Here is a 19,987-nt window from a genome sequence, read left to right as displayed (position 1 = left end):
GGTAGAGCGCACCGCGGGTCTGGCGGTCGATGTAGTTCATGATCACCCGGCTGTCATAGACGGCAAGGCCATCGTCTGTCATGAGCGCGGGAATCTTGCCGAGCGGATTGGCGGCAAGCAGTTCCGCTGGGTCCGCATTGGTGTCGGTGGCAACCGATTCGGCGGGTAGGCCGGCATAATGCGCGGCCATGCGCACCTTGGTGGAATAGGGTGAGGTGGTGGAATAGAAGATCTTCATGGGCGGGTCCTGGTTAGCGGATGGATGGCTGTACGATTGACTTGGCGCGGCAGGCGGCGCGGTCGACCTCGGGACAGGGGCGGAAGGAGAGATCCGGCGTCATGCAGATGCGAATCTCCTCCAGCTGCCCGCCTGCGCAGGTGACGGCGATGCCCTTGCGGTCGAGGCCGGGATTGGCGGCAATGAGGGCCTGCTCAATTGCATCGGGCGACGAACGAACGCCGTCGCGTTGCGGCTCTAGGCCCTTGGGGATGTGGATGCGCTCCCGGGCGGCGCGGACCACCGAAAAGTAATCCCGCTGGCTGAGGCCGGAACAGCTGCCGTGTTTGCGCCACTGGTGGCCGATGAGACCCATGGACGGAATGATGTCGAGCACGGTGCGGCCGAGGCTGTCGGGCACGCGATCGGATTCGCGTGTCCGGCAGAATTCCGGATAGCCGCGCTCGTTCTGCGGCCAAAGGCCGTGCACGATGAAGCCGTAGTCGTTGCCCCTGCGGCACTGCTGCGTCTTGCCGCCGGCATCGTTTTCCGCGCACCAGCTGGGCGACCACGAAAGCGAGAGGACGTAGAAATCGAACCCCTTGCCGAGAGGGATTTTCGCCTGCGTCTGCGGGACCTTGCGGCTTTCCTCCTTGCGCGGCTTTTCGGCCGGTTTTTCCTCGCCGCAGCCGGCAAGCGCCAGCAGGCCGGCGAGGGCCAGCAGGGCGGATCGGGCGCGAAGCAAAGGCGTCATGGAGGTCTCCCGGTTCGGCGCGCGATTGTTGCCGCCGAACGGCAAAGGTCAAGAGGCCTTCGTCTCGCCTGTCAGCCAGAACGACCGCGCCGAAGCGAAGCGGTCCTGCGCCAGACGTTCCTTGAGGAAGGGCAAGAGCACGTCGAGTTCCTGCTTCAGCGTATAGGGCGGGTTGACGACGATGAGGCCGGAGCCGGTGAGCCCCGTCGCTAAACCGCGGTCGCTTTTCACCGTGAGTTCCGCACAAAGCATTTTCGGGATCCCGGTCTCCTTCAGCGCCTTGTGGAATTCGGTGATGGGCGCGTTCTTCTTGATCGGATACCACAGACAATAGACGCCGCCAGGGAAGCGACGCACGGCCTTCTCCAGCCCGTCCACCAGCCGCTCGTATTCGCCCTCGATCTCGAAGGGCGGATCGACCAGCACAATGCCGCGCTTCTCCTTCGGCGGCAGATGCGCGCCGAGCGACAGCCAGCCGTCGAGATGGGTGATGCGGCTCTGGAAGTCGTTGTCGAACAGGCGGTGCAGCGTCTCGTAGTCGTCGGGATGCAGCTCCATCGCCGAGAGCCGGTCCTGCGGGCGGAAGAGCATGCGCGCCAGTTTTGGCGAGCCGGGATAATAGGTTAGCCCGCCTTCCGGATTCAGTTCATTGACGACCTTGAGATAAGGTTCAAGAACGGTGGCCACCGCTGGCGGCAGGTCCTCGGCGAGCAATCGCCCGATACCGTCGAGCCATTCGCCCGTCTTCTGCGCCTCCTCGCTGGAGAGGTCGTAGAGCCCGATCCCGGCATGCGTATCGAGCACGCGGAACGCCTTGTCCTTCGCCTGCATATAGACGACGAGGCGGGCAAGCACGGCGTGCTTCAGGACGTCGGCGAAATTGCCGGCGTGGTAGATGTGACGATAGTTCATGCGGACCCCGCGCGATCAAACGCTCTGATGCGACGATGAATTGTTGCGATGGTAGAATGATTTGCCTTTTGGCAGCTAGCGCTCTGCAATATAGAAAAGCCATGAACGTTGCGACCCCCCATCTCGGAAAACCGCGCATCGGCCATTCGGCCTGTCCGCACGACTGTCCCTCCACCTGCGCGCTCGATGTCGAGATCGGCGCGGATGGCCGCATGGGGCGCGTCAAGGGCAGCGCTGACAACAGCTACACGGCCGGCGTCATCTGCGCCAAAGTCGCGCGCTATGCCGAGCGGCTCTATCACCCCGACCGCCTGATGAAGCCGCTGGTGCGCAAGGGCGCCAAGGGCAGCGGCGAATGGGCTGACATTTCCTGGGAAGCAGCCCTCGACGCGATTGCCGAAAACTTCGTCAAGGCCGAGCAGGCCCATGGCGTGGAGGCCGTCTGGCCCTACTACTATGCCGGCACGATGGGCCTCGTGCAGCGCGATTCCATCGAACGCCTGCGCCACGCCAAGCGCTATTCCGGCTTCTTCGATAGTATCTGCACCAATCCGGCGTGGACCGGCTTCGTCATGGGCGCCGGCACCTTGCGTGGTCCTGATCCGCGCGAAATGGCGAAGTCCGATTGCGTCGTCATCTGGGGCACCAATGCGGTCTCCACGCAGGTCAACGTGATGACCCACGCGGTCAAGGCGCGCAAGGAACGCGGCGCCAGGATCGTCGTCATCGATATCTACGACAACCCGACGATGAAGCAGGCGGATATCGCGCTGAAGCTGCGCCCTGGCACCGATGCCGCGCTCGCCTGCGCCGTCATGCACGTCGCCTTCCGTGACGGCTACGCCGACCGCGCCTATATGGCAAAATTCGCCGACGATCCCGCCGGCCTTGAAGCGCATCTGGCCACCCGCACGCCGGAATGGGCCGCCGCGATCACTGGTCTCACCGTCGCCGAAATCGAAGCCTTCGCCGCCCTCGTGGGGCAGACGAAGAAGAGCTTCTTCCGCCTCGGCTACGGCTTCACCCGCAGCCGCAACGGTGCGGTCTCCATGCATGCGGCGCTCTCCATCGCCACCGTGCTCGGCTCCTGGCAATATGAGGGCGGCGGCGCGTTCCACAGCAATTCCGCGATCTTCCACCTGCGCAAGGCGGAGTTGATGGGCTCGAAATTCGTCGATCCCGACATCCGCATGCTCGACCAGTCGCAGGTCGGCCGCATCCTGACGGGCGATGCCGTCGCCCTGCGGGACCGTGGTCCCGTCACCGCCATGCTGATCCAGAACACCAATCCGGTGAACGTCGCGCCCGAACAGCGCCTCGTGAAGCAGGGCTTTCTGCGCGACGACCTCTTCGTGGCGGTGCACGAGCAGTTCATGACCGACACGGCGAAACTCGCCGATATCGTGCTGCCCGCCACCATGTTCGTCGAGCACGACGATATCTATCGCGGCGGCGGCCACCAGCACATCATCCTCGGCCCGAAACTCGTCGAGCCGCCGGCGACGGTGCGCACCAATCTCTTCGTCATCGAGGAACTGGCCAAGCGCTTGGGGGTTGCCGATATGCCCGGCTTCGGCCTGTCGGAGCAGGAGCACATCACGAATATGCTGCCCTACTACGAGATGGATTTCGACGGCCTGAAGGAAGAGAAGTGGATCGATTGCCAGCCGGATTTCGACGCCGCGCATTTCGGCAAGGGCTTTGGTTTCCCCGACGGAAAATTCCGCTTCCGCCCCGACTGGACGAACACGCCGGCCCCCAACAAGCCGCCGAAAGTGCTCGGCGCCTTCGGCCCGCATGAGGATCTGCCGGCGTTCCCGGATTACGTGACGGTCATCGAGGAGGCGGATGAGGCGCATCCGTTCCGGCTTGGCACCTCGCCGGCGCGCACCTTCCTCAATTCCTCCTTCACCGAGACGAAAAGCTCGCGTGAGCGTGAGGGCCAGCCGGAGGTGATGATCCATCCCGAGGACGCCGCGGTGCAGGGAATTGCCGATGGCGATGTCGTGCAGCTTGGCAATGTCAGGGGCGATATCCGCCTGCATGCCAAGGTGAGCGACGTCGTGAAGCCCGGCGTGCTGATCGCAGAGGGTATCTGGCCGAACTCCGCCCATCTCGACGGCGAGGGCATCAACGTGCTGACCGGTGCCGACCCCGTCGCGCCCTATGGCGGCGCGGCCTTCCACGACAATCGCGTCTGGCTGCGCAAGACGGCCTGATGTCCAGCAAGGATTTTTCATGACGGCTCCCGCTTCGTCCGCCATCCGCATCGTCGACCAGCAGACGGTCTGGAAGCGTTTCATCCATTTGCAGACGCTCGTGCTCGAACAGACCCGCATGGATGGTCGCGTCGAACATCTCGACCGCGAGGTGCATGACCATGGCGCGGCCGCGACCGTCCTTCTGGTCGATCCTGTCAGGCAGTCGGTGATCTTCGTGCGCCAGTTCCGCCCCGGCGCGTTCCTCGGCGGCCACAAGGACGGCTTCCTGCTCGAAACGCCGGCCGGCCTGCTCGACGATGACAGCCCGGAAGAAGCCGTCACCCGCGAGGCGATGGAGGAAACCGGCTACGCGGTGCGCGACGTGCGCCACCTCTTCGACATGTATTCCAGCCCCGGCACGCTCACCGAGCGCGTCAGCTGCTTCGCCGCCCATATCGACGCGAGCAAGCGCGACGGCAAGGGCGGCGGCGTGGAAGGCGAGGGGGAGGACATCGAGGTGATCGAAATGCCGATCGACGAAGCCTATGGCCTCATCGCTTCGGGCGGCATCGTCGATTCCAAGACCATCATGTTGCTGCAATGGCTGATGCTGAACCGCAGCACATTCGCTCCGGCATAGAATCTCAGCCGAGCGAAAGCACGGTCTGCGCCGGATCGGTGCCGCCCGGCAGCGTGCCGGCGGCGAAACCGGCGAGAACACGGCGATAGAGCGCGTGTTCCTGCACCAGAACCCGCGCCGCAAGGCTGTCCGAGGTATCGCCCTCGAGGATCGGCACGACGGCCTGCGCCAGGATCGGACCTTCATCCATGCCGGCATTGACCAGATGCACCGTGCAGCCGGAGACGCGCATGCCGGCGTCGATGGCGCGCTGGTGCGTGTGCAGGCCGGGGAAGAGCGGCAGCAGGGAAGGGTGGATGTTGAGGATGCGGCCCTCATAGGGGCGGATGAAATCCGCGCTGAGGAGGCGCATATAGCCCGCCAGGCACAAAAGGTCCGGATGGTAATCCGCAAGTGCCGCAAGGATCGCCGCCTCATGCGCGTCCTTACTTGCAAAATCCTTGCGCAGGAAGGCACGCGTCGGGATGCCCAGCGCCTCGGCCTTGGCAAGCCCGCCGGCATCGGCCTTGTCGGAGAAAACGGCGACGATTTCGGCCGGAAAATCCGGTGCCTCGGCGGCCTTCGCCAGAGCCAGCATGTTGGAGCCGCCGCCGGAGATGAAGGCGACGACGCGCTTGCGGGCCGGGCTCGTCATAGGGCGAGCGTGCCCTTGTAGATCGTGCCGGCGGCGCCCTCTTCGCGCGCGACCATGCGGCCGAGGCGGAAGACGCTCTCGCCTTCGCCGGTCAGCACGGCAGCGACCGCGTCGGCCTTGTCGGCCGGCACGACGGCGATCATGCCGACGCCGCAATTGAAGGTGCGTAGCATTTCCTTGGCTTCCACGCCGCCGGTCCTGGCAAGCCAGGAGAACACGGCCGGCGCCTTGACGGCATCGAGATCGATCTCGGCGGCGAGGTGCTTGGGCAGCACGCGCGGAATGTTTTCCGGGAAACCGCCGCCGGTGATGTGCGCCAGCGCCTTGATGGAGCCGGTCTCGCGGATCGCCTTCAGAAGCTGCTTCACATAGATCTTCGTCGGCGTCAGCAGGGCTTCGCCCAGCGTCTTGCCGGCTTCGAACGGCGCCGGCGCATCCCAGGCGAGGCCCGAGAGCGTGACGATCTTGCGCACCAGCGAATAGCCGTTGGAATGCACGCCGGAGGAGGCGAGGCCGAGAATGACGTCGCCTTCGGCGATGTCGCCAGCCGGGAGAAGCTGGCCACGCTCGGCGGCACCCACGGCGAAGCCCGCGAGGTCATAATCGCCATGCGAATACATGCCGGGCATTTCGGCGGTCTCGCCGCCGATCAGCGCGCAGCCGGCCTGGCGGCAGCCTTCGGCAATGCCCTGCACGATGGCCGCGCCCTGATCCGGGTCGAGCTTGCCGGTGGCGAAATAGTCGAGGAAGAAGAGGGGCTCTGCACCCTGCACCACGAGGTCGTTGACGCACATGGCGACGAGGTCGATGCCGACGGTGTCGTGGCGATCCGCATCGATGGCGATCTTCAGCTTGGTGCCGACGCCGTCGTTTGCCGCGACGAGAACCGGATCCTTGAAGCCGGCGGCCTTCAGATCGAACAGGCCGCCGAAGCCGCCGATCTCGCCATCCGCGCCGGGGCGGCGCGTCGAGCGCACGGCCGGCTTGATCTTCTCGACCATCAGGTTGCCCGCGTCGATATCGACGCCCGCATCGCTATAGGTCAGACCGTTCTTTTCCGACTGGCTCATGCTCTCGTCTCCGACTTCAGGCTCTGCGCGCCCGATTGGCACGCTGGGGCGGCAAGTGCAAGACGAATGCCGGGAAATCAGGGCTTTTTTCACCGATTTACCCGTGACGGTGGCGCATTCGCCCGCCGAGCCTTGACCGCAATCCGCCGCGCATCCTATCTCCATCCCATAGCGGCGACGATGGAAAACACGAGGAAGAGCACGATGGCAGCCCATATCAGCGGCGCGGGATTGAAGCGGCAGGTGATCTTCTGGCTCATCGCCTTCGTCTTCTTCGTGCTTTTCCTGCTCGTCTTCAGCGATATCCTGCTGCCGTTCATTGCCGGCATGGCGCTCGCCTATTTCCTCGATCCCGTCGCCGACCGGCTGGAGCGCATCGGGCTCAGCCGCATGATGGCGACGGTGGTCATCCTCGTCGCCTTCGTCATCCTCTTTGCGCTGTCGCTGATGATCGTCATCCCGTTGCTCGCCACGCAGGCCGCCGATTTCCTGCAGAAGCTGCCCGGCTACGTCACGCAGCTTCAGGAGCTGGTGGCCAATTTCAATCCCAACCTGCTGCCGAAATGGATCAGCAGCCAGATGGGCACGATCAAGCAGAGCTTCTCCTCCATTCTCGCCGAAGGGGCGGGCTTCCTCGGTACTGTCTTCAAGCAGCTGTGGAATTCCGGCATGGCGCTGGTCAACATCGTCTCGCTGCTCGTCGTCACGCCCGTCGTCGCCTTCTACCTGCTGCTCGACTGGGACCGCATGATCGCCAAGGTCGATAGCTGGGTGCCGCGCGATTATGTCGGCAATGTCCGCCAGATCGCCGCCGAGATGGATGCGGCGATTTCCGGCTTCGTGCGCGGGCAGGGCTCCATCTGCATCATCCTCGGCCTGTATTACGGTATCGGGCTTTCCTTCGCCGGCCTCAACTTCGGCCTGCTGATCGGCCTTTTTGCCGGCCTGATCAGCTTCGTTCCCTATGTCGGCTCGCTGGTCGGACTGGTGCTCGCCATCGGTGTCGCCATCGTGCAGTTCTGGCCGGATTACTGGATGGTCGTGCTGATCGCCGCCATCTTCTTCTCCGGCCAGTTCATCGAGGGCAATATTTTGCAGCCGAAGCTGGTCGGCTCGCGCGTCGGGCTGCATCCGGTCTGGCTGATGTTTGCGCTCGTCGCCTTCGGCGCACTGTTCGGCTTCGTCGGCCTGATGATCGCCGTGCCGGCCGCCGCCGCCGTCGGCGTGCTTGTCCGCTTCGGCCTGTCGCGCTACCTTGACAGCGATCTCTATTACGGCGCGAGCAAGCCCGTTCTCTTGGAAGAGAGCACGCCGGACGGCGAATGAGACAGAGTATTCGAGTAAAGCCATGACTTCGCGCATTAAAGCCGAGCAGCTGCCGCTCGCCTTCGGACACGACCCGGCAACGGGCCGCGACGACCTGCTGATCGCCGAGCCCGTCGATGCCGCGGTCGCGATGATCGACGCCTGGCCGCACTGGCCCGCACCCGTCGTCATCATCGCCGGCCCCGTCGGCTCGGGAAAGTCACACCTCGCCGCGATCTGGCGCGAAAAGGCCGGCGCTGTCTTGATCGAGGCGAAGGCCGGTACGGGCGCGGAGGAAGCGGCCGAACACGGCCCCGTGCTGATCGAGGATGCCGACCGCACCGGCTTCGACGACCGCACGCTCTTCCACATCATCAACAATGTGCGCCAGCACGGCCACACGCTGCTCATCACGAGCCGGCTCTGGCCGATGTCCTGGCCAGTCGATCTGCCGGACCTGCGCTCGCGCCTCAAGGCCGCGACGGTGGTCGAGATCGGCGAACCCGACGACGAATTGCTGTCCCAGGTCATTGTCAAGCTCTTCGCCGACCGCCAGCTTTTCGTCGAGGACAGGCTTGTCGCCTACATGGTGGCGCGCATGGAGCGCTCGCTGGAAGCGGCGCAGACGCTGGTCGAGCGGCTCGACCGTCTGGCGCTCGCCCGCGGCAGCCGTATCACGCGCACGCTGGCGCAGGAGGTTCTGGGCGAGATGATCGGCGGCGAGGATTGACTGTCACAGTTCTGTCGTCAAACTGGGTTAAGCGCTTCGTAAAAAAGTAGAAATCGTTTCCGTCCGATGTGACGGCAGAATGGGCGGACTTCTCATGGATACGGCGAACCCGGACCTTTCTTCCGAAAATCCGGACGAGGGCGTGAAGCCGGAAGCATCGGGCATCGACGTCGAAGCCCTGATGGCGAGCCCTGAGCGCTTCATCAACCGCGAATTCTCCTGGCTGCAATTCAACCGCCGCGTCCTCGAAGAGACCCTCAACACCGCCCATCCGCTGCTGGAACGCGTGCGCTTCCTGTCGATTTCGGCCGCCAATCTCGACGAGTTCTTCATGGTGCGCGTCGCCGGCCTCGAAGGTCAGGTGCGTCAGGGCATCGCGATCCGCAGCCCCGACGGCAAGACCTCGGCCGAACAGCTCGACGATATCCTGAAGGAAATCGACAATCTCCAGATGGAGCAGCAGGCCTCGCTTGCCGTGCTCCAGCAGTATCTCGCCAAGGAAGACATCCTGATCGTCCGCCCGACGGCGCTTTCGAGCGAGGACAAGGTCTGGCTGCAGCAGGAATTCACCCAGTCTATCTTCCCGGTGCTGACGCCGCTCTCCATCGATCCGGCGCATCCGTTCCCCTTCATCCCCAACCTCGGTTTTTCGATCGGTCTCCAGCTCGACAGCACGATGGGCAAGGAGCCGATGACCGCGCTGCTGCGTCTACCCGTCGCGCTCGACCGCTTCGTCCGCCTGCCGGATGCCAAGGGCGCGATCCGTTACATCACGCTTGAGGATGCCGTCGGGCTCTTCATCGGAAAACTCTTCCCCGGCTATATCGTGCGCGGCTCGGGCACCTTCCGCATTATCCGCGACAGCGATATCGAAGTGGAGGAAGAGGCCGAAGACCTCGTGCGCTTCTTCGAGACGGCGCTCAAGCGCCGCCGCCGCGGTTCGGTGATCCGCATCGAGACCGATTCCGAAATGCCGGAATCGCTGCGCCGCTTCGTGGTCGGCGAGCTCGGCGTGCCGGACAACCGCGTCGCCGTCCTGCCGGGCCTGCTCGCCCTCAACACGCTGTCGGAAATCACCAAGGCGCCGCGCAACGATCTCCGGTTCGAGCCCTACAATGCCCGATTTCCCGAACGCGTCCGCGAGCACGCCGGTGACTGCTTCGCCGCCATCCGCGAGAAGGACATGGTCGTCCACCACCCCTACGAGAGCTTCGACGTGGTGGTCCAGTTCCTTCTCCAGGCTGCGCGCGATCCTGACGTTCTGGCGATAAAGCAGACGCTCTACCGCACCTCCAATGACAGCCCGATCGTGCGTGCGCTGATCGACGCGGCCGAGGCCGGCAAGTCGGTGACGGCGCTGGTCGAGCTCAAGGCCCGCTTCGACGAAGAGGCCAATATCCGCTGGGCGCGCGACCTTGAACGCGCCGGCGTGCAGGTCGTCTTCGGCTTCATCGAACTGAAGACCCACGCCAAGATGTCGATGGTCGTGCGCCGGGAAGAGGGCAAGCTGCGCACCTATTGCCACCTCGGCACCGGCAACTACCATCCGGTCACGGCGAAGATCTACACCGACCTGTCCTTCTTCACCTGCAACCCGACGATCGCCAGCGACATGGCGAACATCTTCAACTTCATCACCGGCTACGGCGAACCCGAGGCCGGCATGAAGCTCGCCTTCTCGCCCTATACGCTGCGCCCGCGCATCCTGCGTCACATCGACGAGGAGATCGCGCATGCGAAGAACGGCGCACCGGCGGCGATCTGGATGAAGATGAATTCGCTTGTGGATCCCGAGACGATCGACGCGCTCTACCGCGCCAGCCAGGCCGGCGTGGCCGTCGATCTCGTGGTGCGCGGTATCTGCTGCCTGCGCCCGCAGGTGCCCGGCCTTTCGGACAATATCCGCGTCAAATCCATCGTCGGCCGCTTCCTCGAACATTCCCGCATCTTCTGCTTCGGCAATGGCCACGGGCTTCCCTCCGACAAGGCGCTGGTCTATATAGGCTCGGCGGACATGATGCCGCGAAACCTGGACCGGCGGGTCGAGACACTCGTGCCTCTGATCAACCGGACTGTGCATGAGCAGGTTCTCTCGCAGATCATGTTGGGTAATCTCATCGATAACCAGCAGAGCTACGAGATTCTGGCGGACGGAACGTCCCGGCGCATGGAAGTGCAGCCCGGTGCCGAGCCGTTCAACGCTCAGCACTACTTCATGACCAATCCCAGCCTGTCGGGCCGGGGTGAAGCCCTGAAGTCCTCCGCACCGAAGGCGATCGCGGGCTGGCAAGGCCGCCGGAAGAAATAACGGATATGCATGGTCGAGTCTGAAGCGCAGGGGCGGTTGCCTGGAATTGCCCCGGTGTCGGTCGTGGATATCGGTTCCAACTCTATACGCCTCGTGATCTACGAGGGCATGAGCCGTTCCCCCGCCATCCTGTTCAACGAGAAGGTCATGTGCGGCCTCGGCAAGGGGCTCGCCAAGACCGGTCGCATGGACGAGGCAAGCGTCGACCGCGCGCTGGCCGCGCTGCATCGTTTCAAGGCTCTCTCCTGGCAGGCGCGGACCTCCACCATGTATGCGCTGGCGACCGCCGCGGCGCGCGAGGCGGAAAACGGCCCCGATTTCATCCACCGGGCGGAAATGATCCTCGGCCAGAAGGTGCGCGTGCTGACCGGCGAGGAGGAGGCCTATTTCTCCGCGCTCGGCATCGTCAGCGGCTTTGCCGATACCGACGGCATCGTCGGCGACCTCGGCGGCGGCTCGCTGGAACTGGTCGATATTGCCGGCGTGCAGGTCGGCAAGGGCATCACTCTGCCGCTTGGCGGCATCCGTCTGTCGGAAGCATCAGGCGGCTCGGCCGCACAGGCCCGCATCGTCGCGCGCAAATATCTGCGCAATGCCGATCTCTTGAAGAAGGGTGCGGGCCGCGCCTTCTATGCCGTCGGCGGCACCTGGCGCGCCATCGGCGCGCTGCATATGGAAATGCAGAACTATCCGCTGCATATGATCCAGGGCTACGAACTCGGCTTCTCCGATGCCATGGATTTCCTGACGGATATCGTCACCGCCAAGGACCAGAAAGATTCTGCCTATAGCGCGATTTCCAAGAGCCGCCGCAACCTCCTGCCGTTCGGCGCCGTCGCCATGCAGGAGACGATCGCCATCATGAAGCCCTCGCGGGTCTTCTTTTCCGCCCAGGGCGTGCGTGAGGGCTATCTCTATTCGCTGCTCGCCGACCGGGAAAAGGCGCGCGATCCGTTGCTGGCTGCGGCCAGCGAGCTTGCCATCCTGCGCGCCCGCTCGCCCGAGCACGCCCGCGAACTGGCCGCCTGGACCGGCCGCATGATGCCGCTCTTCGGCATCACCGAGACTGACGAAGAGCATCGCTACCGCGAAGCCGCCTGCCTGCTCGCCGATATCAGCTGGCGCGCGCATCCGGATTATCGCGGCCTGCAGGCGCTGAACCTCATCGCGCACGGCACGTTCATCGGCATCACCCATCCCGGCCGCGCCTTCATCGCGCTCGCCAACTATTACCGCTTCGAAGGCCTGAACGACGACGCCGTCAGCAGCTCGCTCGCCGGCATCGCGACGCCGCGCCTGCGCGAGCTCGCCAAGCTCGTCGGCGGCCTGCTGCGCATCGTCTATCTGTTCTCGGCCTCCATGCCGGGCGTCGTGCCGCATCTGGCCTTCCGCAAGGCGGACGATCCGAATGTCGATCTCGAATTGGTCGTCCCGTCGGAATTCTCCGAACTCGCCGGCGAACGCCTTGATGGCCGCCTGCAGCAGCTTGCCAAGCTCACCGGCAAGCGGCTTGCCTTCAAGTTCCTGTAGGGTTTTCCATGCGGACCCCGCTTCGACTGATCTTCGCCGCCAGCCTCTTCCTTTCCGGCCATGCCGCCGCGCAGGATTGGCAGGCAACCGAGCGCGTCGAGCCCTACACGGTGCAGGGAAGCACGGGCCTCGAAATCTATCAGTCGATCGGCGAGCGCGGCCCGAAGCTGGGCGTTGCCCGCGTCATCGCCCATACCGGCTTCAAGCTGACCTGGACGCGCAAATACGAGCGCCAGGGCGACGCCTGTGTCATCACGGTCAACAAGCCGAAGCTGATTATCACCTACACGCTACCCAAGCTGAAATCGAAACTCTCCGAGCCGCTGAAAGGCCGCTGGGACACCTTTATCGCGGGCGTCACCGCGCATGAAAAAATCCACGGCGATTTCATCAAGGACATGGTCAAGCAGATCGAGGCGATGAGCGTCGGCATGACGGTCGAGAACGACCCGAACTGCCAGAAGATCCGCCCGCAACTCCAGGCCCGCCTCGGCGAACTCTCAGACGCCCAGCGCGCCCGCAGCCGCGATTTCGACACAGTCGAACTGAGCGACGGCGGCAATGTGCATCAGCTGATCTTGCAACTGGTCGATCCGCGCTAAGCGGAAGGGAACGGCGGCGCCACAAGACGCCGCCGACTGCCGATTACTCGGCCTTCAGGAAATCGCCAACTTCGAGCAGCACGAATTCGTTGCCGTCGGCCTTGTCCAGCGCGCGGCCGGCCGAGAAAGGCAGGTTGTTGTCGTTGCCGACGATGATATGCGTCTCGTCCACGCGGTCGACGTTTTCGATCGTTACGAACGGCATGTCGTAGAAACCGTCGCCGCCGCCCTGGCGCTTCTTGTTATCGGGATCGGCGATCTTTAGGAGATCGATATAGCCGATCTTGCGCACCGCCTTGCCGGCGTTCTCGTCGGTCATGGCGATCTTGTAGATGCGCTTGACCTTCGAGGCGATGGCAAAGCAATCCGGCTTCGGGTCCTTGGGATCGGCGCAGGCCTTGTCGGCTGTGCCGGCGCCGTTGTCGCGCTCGATCACGAGGGCGGTCGTTTCGTCCAGCATGTTGAAATCGCCGATCGCCTCGCCGCCTTCGGCGAGCGGATAGAGCCAGCTGCGACCCGTCCAGGCCTTGGAAGCGACGTCGAGCTCGATGATGCGCAGCGCCGGACGGCCGTCGGCCTGCTCGACGCTTTCGCTGTCGATCCAGATCGGGCCTTCCAGCAGACCATAGAGCTTCGAACCGTCCTTCGAGAGCGCAAGGCCCTCGTAACCGCCGGAGCGCTTGACGTTGAAGGCCGGCATCTTCTTCGACGGGTCGGCCTGTACGGTAAGCGTCGCATTGTCGGGCGAGGTGACCGGCTTGCCGTCAACCTCCGTGGCGATGACATCGGTGAGTTTGCCCTCAAGGTCGAACTTCAGGATGTAGGGGCCGAATTCCTCACCGATCCAGAAACCATCGGCGACCGGCTGGATGGATTCCACGTCGAAATCACCGCCCGTCAGATAGCGCTTCTCGGCACCTTCCATGACGATCGGGAAAGGCGCCTTCTTGTTCGGGTCGGAGAGAAACACGGTCTTGACGGGTTCCATCGTGCCCTTGTCCCAGTCGAAACGCACATTGTGGATCATCAGCATCGCATCGGTGGAATTCAGCTTGTTGCCGAAACCGTTGTCGGACAGCGTCCAGAACGAGCCGTCGTCCATGGCCTTGATGCCGGAAAAACCCTGCATCGGCTGGCCGTCGAAGGGCAGCGAAAGACCGGTCTCGCGCACGCCGTCCTTGCCCATGACGGTACCGAGCGCATCGACTCGCCTGCGGTCGGCCGTCGAGAACTTGCCCGAGGTCTTGAGATAGTCGGCGGTGTCGGCGGGTGCCGCGAGGATCGTATTGGCCGGAAGGATGGCATGGGCCTTCAGCGTGGCCGGAAATTCCTTTTCCGCGGCGAAGGCTGCGGTCATCATCAGAAGCGAAAGGGCGGCGGTGGTGAAAAGATGTTTGGTCATATCGTCCTCGGGGTTCTAAAAGCGAGGCCGTTTGATAGGGGCTGCGGATGACTGCCGCTTGACAGTTGCTTGTCGTTTTCGTGACGAAACAAGAACTTGTGGCGATGCATTTGGAGGCAATCGGCCTCCGGATGGACCTTCGCGGCGTCGACAGCCTGTATATCCCCAGAAAAATCCACATTTGTATTTCCTGTTTCAGGAATGTCTTCTTCAATTGCCGGTGGAGTTTGCGTTAATTTCAGGTAAATTGAAGGAAAGATGTTCCGCTCCGTTACGCCTGACGGCGTCCCCTGCGGACATCCTTTTTTCACGGCGATCGGGGATCGACCTCAAGAACAACGCCCAAGCCTTCAGGCGGCTATGGGCCGATGAGCGGGAGACAATGACATGACCACTGTCAATTCCAATGTAAGCGTGACACTCAATGGATCCACCACGTTCGGTATCGGCGGCGATACTTTCGAATGGTTCGACCGCTGGCTCAACAACCTGGATCTTTGGGCGCCTGATGCCGCGTCGCCGCGCACGGTGACGCTGAAGCTTACCGGTAACAGCTGGCACACCGGGCTGTTGCGCTTCAGTGGGGATGCCAGCGTCACTATCACCGACTTGTCAAATGGAACGACCGACGACAACCGCATATCGATGGATTCCATCACCGTCTATACCGAGGGAACGAACACCATCACCCTGAAGAATGCCGATGTGGGAACGATCGTCGGCGGCGGCAGCATCGAGAAGGTGACGGTCGGTTATTGGGTGGGCTACATCGGCCTGGGCCGAGGTAACGATTCCGTTTCCGTGACCGGAGACGGCGAAGTCGGCAACATGGATCTCGGCCGCGACGCCGACACGCTCACGACCAGCGGCAATGCCTGGGTTGGAGCCGTCTATATGGGGCGCGGCAATGACAAGGTCACGCTCGGCGCCGGCGGTGCCGATTACATATCGCTCGGGCGCGATGCCGACACGATCAAGTTCGCAGCGCTGACCGACAAGGGCCAGCATGTCACCGTCGACGGCGGCGAAGGCATAACGGAGACGACGGACAAGGATATCGACACCGTCAATTTCTCCGCTTTTACCAGCGCGCTGACGATCGATCTGGATGGCCAGTCCACGGTGAAGACCGGAGCGGGCAATTTCCACATCCGTAATTTCGAAAACGTTATCGGCGGTTCCGGTAAGGATACGATCATCGCCAGCGCTGATGTCAACGTCCTCAAGGGCGGCGGCGGTGGCGATACGTTTGTCTTCGAGACGGTCGCGGCCGCTAGGGGCGACAAGATTCTCGACTTCACGCAGGGAAGCGACAAGATCGGCCTGTCGGCAATCGACGCCAATGGCTCCGCTGCGGGAAGCGCGGCTTTCAAGTTCATCGGTACGGCAGCCTTCCACGATGTGGCCGGCGAACTGCGCTATTTCCAGAAGAGCGGCGACACGTTTGTTCAGGGCGACGTCAATGGCGATGGCACCGCCGACTTCACTCTCAGCATCGATGCGCTGATCACGCTGAAGAGCACGGATTTTATCCTCTAAGCTGACCTTCGCTGGAAAGACAAAGGGCGGCCCGAGGCCGCCCTTTTTGTTTTCGATGCAAGGATTGCGGGATCAGATCTCTACCGCCTCGATCTTCTTGTCGACGAAGCGGAGCGCCACCTTGCCACCGATGAGGTTGAGGGCGGTTTCGCCGAAGAGGTCGCGGCGCCAGCCTTTAAGGGCGGCGACCTCGGCGGCCTCGCCTTCGATGGCGATCTTTTCGAGATCGTCGGAATTGGCGATGATCTTGGCGGCGACGCCTTCTTTTTCCGAGACGATCTTGAGCAGCACTTTCAGCATTTCGCTGGCCGATGCAGCACCTTCCGGAACGTGGTTCTGGCGGGGCAGGCGGGGCAGATCGGTCTTCGGGATCGCCAGCGCCTCGCCGACGGCCTCGAGCAGCGCCGTGCCGGATTGCGAGCGTTCCCAGCCCTTGGGGATGGTGCGCAGGCGCGCCAGTGCCTCGGCGTCGGCTGGCTGCTGCTGAGCGATTTCGTAGATCGTGTCGTCCTTCAGGATGCGCGAGCGCGGCACGTTGCGGCCGCGGGCCTCCCGCTCGCGCCAGGCGGCGACCTTCTGCAGCACGGCAAGCTCGATTGGCTTCTTGACGCGCATCTTGAGCCGCTTCCAGGCATCGTCGGGATGCAGGTCATAGGTCTCGCGCGATTCCAGCACTGCCATTTCCTCGGTCAGCCACAGCGAGCGGCCGGCCTCGTCGAGCTTCTCCTTCAGTGCGAGATAGACATCGCGAAGATGCGTGACGTCGGCCAGCGCATATTCGAGCTGCTTGTCGGTGAGCGGGCGGCGGCTCCAGTCGGTGAAGCGCGAGGACTTGTCGATATGCTCGCCTTTGATCTTCTGCACGAGCTGGTCATAGGAGACGCTGTCGCCGAAGCCGCAGACCATGGCGGCGACCTGCGTGTCGAAGATCGGATGCGGAATGAGATTGCCGCGATTGACGATGATTTCGATGTCCTGCCGCGCGGCATGAAACACCTTCAGCACTGCGCTGTTGGCCATCAGTTCGAAGAAGGGCGCAAGATCGAGCCCCTTGGCGAGCGGATCGACGATGACTTCGATCTCGGGGCCGGCGAGCTGGATCAGGCACAGTTCCGGCCAGAAGGTCGTTTCCCGCAGGAACTCCGTGTCGATGGTCAGATATTCGGAACGGGCGAGCGTCTCACAGGCGTCGCGAAGGGCTGCGGTGGTCTCGATGATCTGCATGACGGGCTCGGGCGGACTTTCTTGATTTTTATGATCGGGCATCTCTAGACGGTCCACGGTTTTGCCACAATCGAAAACTTGCCCGCCGGAAACCTCAGGTTACACGCACATAGCTCGTCATGCCGGTCTTCTGGTGCTCGATGATGTGGCAATGGAACACCCAGTCGCCCGGATTGTCGGCCACCAGCGCCAGCTGCACCTTTTCGTCCGGCAGGATGAGGTAGGTGTCGGAAAAATGCGGGCGGATCGACTGCTTGTTCGAATTCATCGGCCGGAAGGCGAGGCCGTGCAGGTGGAGCGGATGCACCTGCGGCGTCGGGTTCTCGACATTGAAGATATAGGTCTTGCCCGCCTTCATCTCGGCGAGCGGCACGGTCGGGTCGCCCGTGTCGTCGGCCCACGGCACGCGGTTGATCGCCCAGAAATTATAGCCGAGCGATCCGCAGATGCCATCTTTCGGCCGCTCCTCTGCGGAGGCGCTGAGGATGAAGGGGAGTTCGGTGGCGGCAGACAGGTCGGGCTCGGATAGCGGATTGGCGGCAAGGGCGGGCAGGTCGCGGACATCGCGTTTCAGCGAGGCGCTGACGGCGCGGAAGGTCGCAAGCGTCGCGGGTTTCGTGCCGCGCAGGTCCATGAGGGCGGCGACGGCACCTTCGCCATCGGGCATGCGCAGCACGAGGTCGAGCCGCTGGCCGGGGCCGATCATCAGGTGATCGAGCGCGAAGCGTTCGGCAGCCGGGTTGCCGTCGACGGCGATGACCTCTGCCTGTGCTCCTTCCATGTTGAGCGCTAGGATGCGGGTGACGTCCGTCGAGGCGATCCGCAGGCGTACGAGGCCGCCCGCCGGCGCGTCATATCGCGGCGATTGCCGCCAGTTGGCGGTGCGCACCGTGCCGAAGGTGCCGGCACGCGCGGCGTCGCGCGGCTTGAACTGGGCGATGAACTGCCCGTCCCCGCCAAGCCGCCAGTCGCGCAGGTTCAGCACGATCTCGGCATCGAACACGGGATCGGCGGGATCCTCCACGACGATGAGCCCGTTGAGACCGCGGCCCATCTGTTCCAGCGTGTTGCAGTGCGGGTGATACCAGAAGGTGCCGGCATCGGGTGGCGTGAAGGCATAGTCGAAGCCGTCGCCGCCGTAGATATAGGGCTGCGTCAGGAAGGGCACGCCGTCCATCCTGTTGTCGATGCGCAAGCCGTGCCAATGGATCGTGGTCGGCTCGGTGAGCCTGTTGTCGAGCTTGAGCGCAAAGGGTTTGCCGCGCTGCATGCGCAGCACCGGCGGTATTTCGCCGTCACCATAGGTCATGATGCCCCTGGTCGGGCCTTTGTCCGTGAGCAGGGCTTCGGAGTTGCGCGCCACCAGCGTCGTCTTCGGCTGCGCCTGGGCCGAAAAACCGCCGAAACGGCCTGCGAGGCTGACGCCACCGGCATAGGCTCCGGCAACGAGTGCGCCCTTCATCAGCGTGCGACGTGTCAGCATGGCAATCCCTCCGGTGCGTCACCCGCTTCTAAACCTGAGGGCAGGGCTCAGCAATGCGCCTGATGCAACCAGATTGCCGCAGGTTCACGGGCGGCCGTTGCGGTCTTTTTCCGAGGCGGCGAGCTTGTTGAAGAAGAAGGAGGTGCGCAGCAGGTTGCGGAAACGGCTGCGCCGCGCGCCGGCGGGCACAGCCGGGCGCGCGCTTATGCGCAGCGCCGTGTAGCCCATGAAGGCGAGGAGGATGACGGCCGTATAGAGGAAGAGCGCCTGCGGGCCGAAGACCTGCAGCAGTACCGAGGCGAACAGCGGGCCGATGATCGCGCCGCAGGACCAGAAGAACAGCATGCCGGCCGAAACCAGCGCATGCTCGCCTTCGCCCGCATGGTCGTTGGCATGGGCCGAGCAGAGTGAATAGAGCGGCATGGCGAAGGCGCCGAAGATGAAGATGCCGACGAAATTGCGCCACTCGTCGCCGCCGGCGAAGAAGGCCAGATAGAGCGCGGCAAGCGCCGAGCCGAGCGTGGCGACGAGGATGATCAGGCGCCGGTCGAGCCGGTCGGAATAGATGCCGAGCGGATATTGCAGCACCACGCCGCCGACGATGCCCGCACTCATGAAGCTCGCGATTGCTGTGACGGACAGCCCGATGTCGTGCGCATAGATCGGTCCGAGATTGCGGAAGGCGGCATTGGTCAGTCCCACGACGATGCAGCCAACAGTGGCGAGCGGCGAGATGTTCCAGAGCTTTTTGACGTCGAAGCGGATCGCTTCCGGCACGGTCGGGCTGGAACGGTCGGCAAGCGAGATCGGCACCAGCGACAGGGATAGCGCCATGGCGACGATGGCGAAAAGCTCGAAGCCGCCGATGCCGATGCCGGGAATGAGATACTGCGCGGCCGTCACCGAGCCGAGATCGACGAGACGGTAGATCGACAGCGTGCGCGCCCGGTTGGCATTGGTGACGGAGGCGTTGAGCCAGCTTTCGACGGTGGCAAAGAGGCTGGCAAAACAAATGCCGGCGACGATACGCATGACGAACCACATCAGCGGATCGATCAAAAGCACCATGGCAATCGCCGAGGCCGAGGCGATGGCCGCCATCGCCGAGAATGTCCTGATATGCCCGATCGCCCGCAGCACGCGCGTCACATAGATGCAGCCGATGGCAAAACCGATGCTGTAGCCCGCCCCGACAAAACCGATCGTCGCGGTCGAAAACCCCTCCTGCGAGGCGCGCAGCGCAATAAACGTGCCCTGAAGGCCGTTGCCGCCGATGAGAATGCCTGCGGTGAGGAGGAGGGGAATCAGAGGGCGAATCGTGGACATGCGGCCACTATGGCGGAGGTTTTGGCGAATGGGAGAGGGCTACGAGAATAATGCAGGGCAGCATGCCTGTCTGATTTTGCAGAGGCTGTAGCTCGCGTCGGTTACGCTGT

Annotated in this window: 17 protein-coding genes; 8 read left to right on the top strand and 9 right to left on the bottom strand. The window is 63.5% G+C overall.

From position 1 onward, the window contains the following. The 3 genes from ACOZK4_RS06810 to ACOZK4_RS06800 all read right to left on the bottom strand — a co-directional run. Positions 1-238, bottom strand: a 238-nt coding sequence (locus ACOZK4_RS06810; protein ID WP_421591204.1) for a glutathione S-transferase N-terminal domain-containing protein, incomplete at its 3' end; no start/stop codon positions are given. Positions 239-251: 13 nt separating this feature from the next. After that, positions 252-971, bottom strand: a complete 720-nt coding sequence (locus tag ACOZK4_RS06805; protein WP_421591203.1) for a ribonuclease T2 family protein — start codon at positions 969-971, stop codon at positions 252-254. Positions 972-1,019: 48 nt separating this feature from the next. Continuing rightward, positions 1,020-1,883, bottom strand: coding sequence for a 23S rRNA (adenine(2030)-N(6))-methyltransferase RlmJ (locus tag ACOZK4_RS06800; protein WP_421591201.1), 864 nt, complete (start codon positions 1,881-1,883; stop codon positions 1,020-1,022). 101 nt (positions 1,884-1,984) lie between these two features. On the opposite strand from ACOZK4_RS06800, the gene ACOZK4_RS06795 reads away from it, so the two are divergent. Together ACOZK4_RS06795 and ACOZK4_RS06790 are read left to right on the top strand one after the other, a co-directional pair. Beyond that, positions 1,985-4,102: a molybdopterin-containing oxidoreductase family protein gene (locus ACOZK4_RS06795; protein WP_421591200.1), complete on the top strand. Its 2,118-nt coding sequence runs from the start codon at positions 1,985-1,987 to the stop codon at positions 4,100-4,102. Positions 4,103-4,121: 19 nt separating this feature from the next. Beyond that, positions 4,122-4,724 (top strand): NUDIX domain-containing protein, encoded by a 603-nt coding sequence (locus ACOZK4_RS06790; protein WP_421591199.1) that lies wholly within the window; start codon positions 4,122-4,124, stop codon positions 4,722-4,724. A 4-nt stretch (positions 4,725-4,728) separates the two neighbouring features. Here the strand turns inward: ACOZK4_RS06790 and purN are convergent, their stop codons facing one another. Further along, positions 4,729-5,358 (bottom strand): phosphoribosylglycinamide formyltransferase, encoded by a 630-nt coding sequence (gene purN / locus ACOZK4_RS06785; protein WP_421591198.1) that lies wholly within the window; start codon positions 5,356-5,358, stop codon positions 4,729-4,731. Then, positions 5,355-6,428 (bottom strand): phosphoribosylformylglycinamidine cyclo-ligase, encoded by a 1,074-nt coding sequence (gene purM / locus ACOZK4_RS06780; protein ID WP_421591197.1) that lies wholly within the window; start codon positions 6,426-6,428, stop codon positions 5,355-5,357. Before purM ends, purN begins: the two co-directional genes overlap by 4 nt. 204 nt (positions 6,429-6,632) lie before the next feature. Here purM and ACOZK4_RS06775 point away from each other — a divergent pair, with 204 nt between their 5' ends. From ACOZK4_RS06775 to ACOZK4_RS06755, 5 genes are all read left to right on the top strand, one after another. Then, entirely contained in the window at positions 6,633-7,754 is a 1,122-nt protein-coding gene (locus ACOZK4_RS06775; protein WP_421591195.1) for an AI-2E family transporter, read from the top strand. Between the two features lie 22 nt (positions 7,755-7,776). Next, positions 7,777-8,463: a DnaA regulatory inactivator HdaA gene (gene hdaA / locus ACOZK4_RS06770; protein WP_313522399.1), complete on the top strand. Its 687-nt coding sequence runs from the start codon at positions 7,777-7,779 to the stop codon at positions 8,461-8,463. A 181-nt stretch (positions 8,464-8,644) separates the two neighbouring features. Then, positions 8,645-10,771 carry an RNA degradosome polyphosphate kinase gene (locus ACOZK4_RS06765; protein ID WP_313522444.1) on the top strand — a complete coding sequence of 709 codons (2,127 nt, stop codon included), beginning with the start codon at positions 8,645-8,647 and terminating at the stop codon, positions 10,769-10,771. Between the two features lie 9 nt (positions 10,772-10,780). Next, the gene (gene ppx, locus ACOZK4_RS06760; RefSeq protein ID WP_313522400.1) at positions 10,781-12,301 is read left to right on the top strand and encodes an exopolyphosphatase; all 1,521 of its coding nucleotides are present in this window, start codon (positions 10,781-10,783) and stop codon (positions 12,299-12,301) included. Positions 12,302-12,309: 8 nt separating this feature from the next. After that, a complete protein-coding gene (locus ACOZK4_RS06755) occupies positions 12,310-12,903 on the top strand; it encodes a DUF922 domain-containing Zn-dependent protease (RefSeq protein WP_313522401.1) in 594 nt (197 codons plus the stop codon). 43 nt (positions 12,904-12,946) lie between these two features. Here the strand turns inward: ACOZK4_RS06755 and ACOZK4_RS06750 are convergent, their stop codons facing one another. Then, on the bottom strand, positions 12,947-14,305 hold the full coding sequence (locus tag ACOZK4_RS06750; RefSeq protein ID WP_421591193.1) for an esterase-like activity of phytase family protein: 1,359 nt from the start codon (positions 14,303-14,305) through the stop codon (positions 12,947-12,949). A gap of 387 nt (positions 14,306-14,692) precedes the next feature. Here ACOZK4_RS06750 and ACOZK4_RS06745 point away from each other — a divergent pair, with 387 nt between their 5' ends. Next, positions 14,693-15,844, top strand: a complete 1,152-nt coding sequence (locus ACOZK4_RS06745; protein WP_421591191.1) for a M10 family metallopeptidase C-terminal domain-containing protein — start codon at positions 14,693-14,695, stop codon at positions 15,842-15,844. A gap of 72 nt (positions 15,845-15,916) precedes the next feature. Here ACOZK4_RS06745 and rnd read toward each other — a convergent pair whose 3' ends face one another. The 3 genes from rnd to ACOZK4_RS06730 all read right to left on the bottom strand — a co-directional run bounded on the left by rnd (position 15,917) and on the right by ACOZK4_RS06730 (position 19,877). Further along, positions 15,917-17,062 carry a ribonuclease D gene (rnd, locus tag ACOZK4_RS06740; protein WP_313522445.1) on the bottom strand — a complete coding sequence of 382 codons (1,146 nt, stop codon included), beginning with the start codon at positions 17,060-17,062 and terminating at the stop codon, positions 15,917-15,919. Between the two features lie 100 nt (positions 17,063-17,162). Next, on the bottom strand, positions 17,163-18,557 hold the full coding sequence (locus ACOZK4_RS06735; RefSeq protein WP_421591218.1) for a multicopper oxidase family protein: 1,395 nt from the start codon (positions 18,555-18,557) through the stop codon (positions 17,163-17,165). Between the two features lie 78 nt (positions 18,558-18,635). Continuing rightward, the gene (locus ACOZK4_RS06730; RefSeq protein WP_313522404.1) at positions 18,636-19,877 is read right to left on the bottom strand and encodes an MFS transporter; all 1,242 of its coding nucleotides are present in this window, start codon (positions 19,875-19,877) and stop codon (positions 18,636-18,638) included. Between the last annotated feature and the right edge of the window lie 110 nt (positions 19,878-19,987).

Origin of the sequence: Shinella sp. M27 (assembly GCF_049199905.1) — a bacterium.
Classification (GTDB): domain Bacteria; phylum Pseudomonadota; class Alphaproteobacteria; order Rhizobiales; family Rhizobiaceae; genus Shinella.
This window is presented reverse-complemented; position numbering and strand designations above follow the sequence as displayed.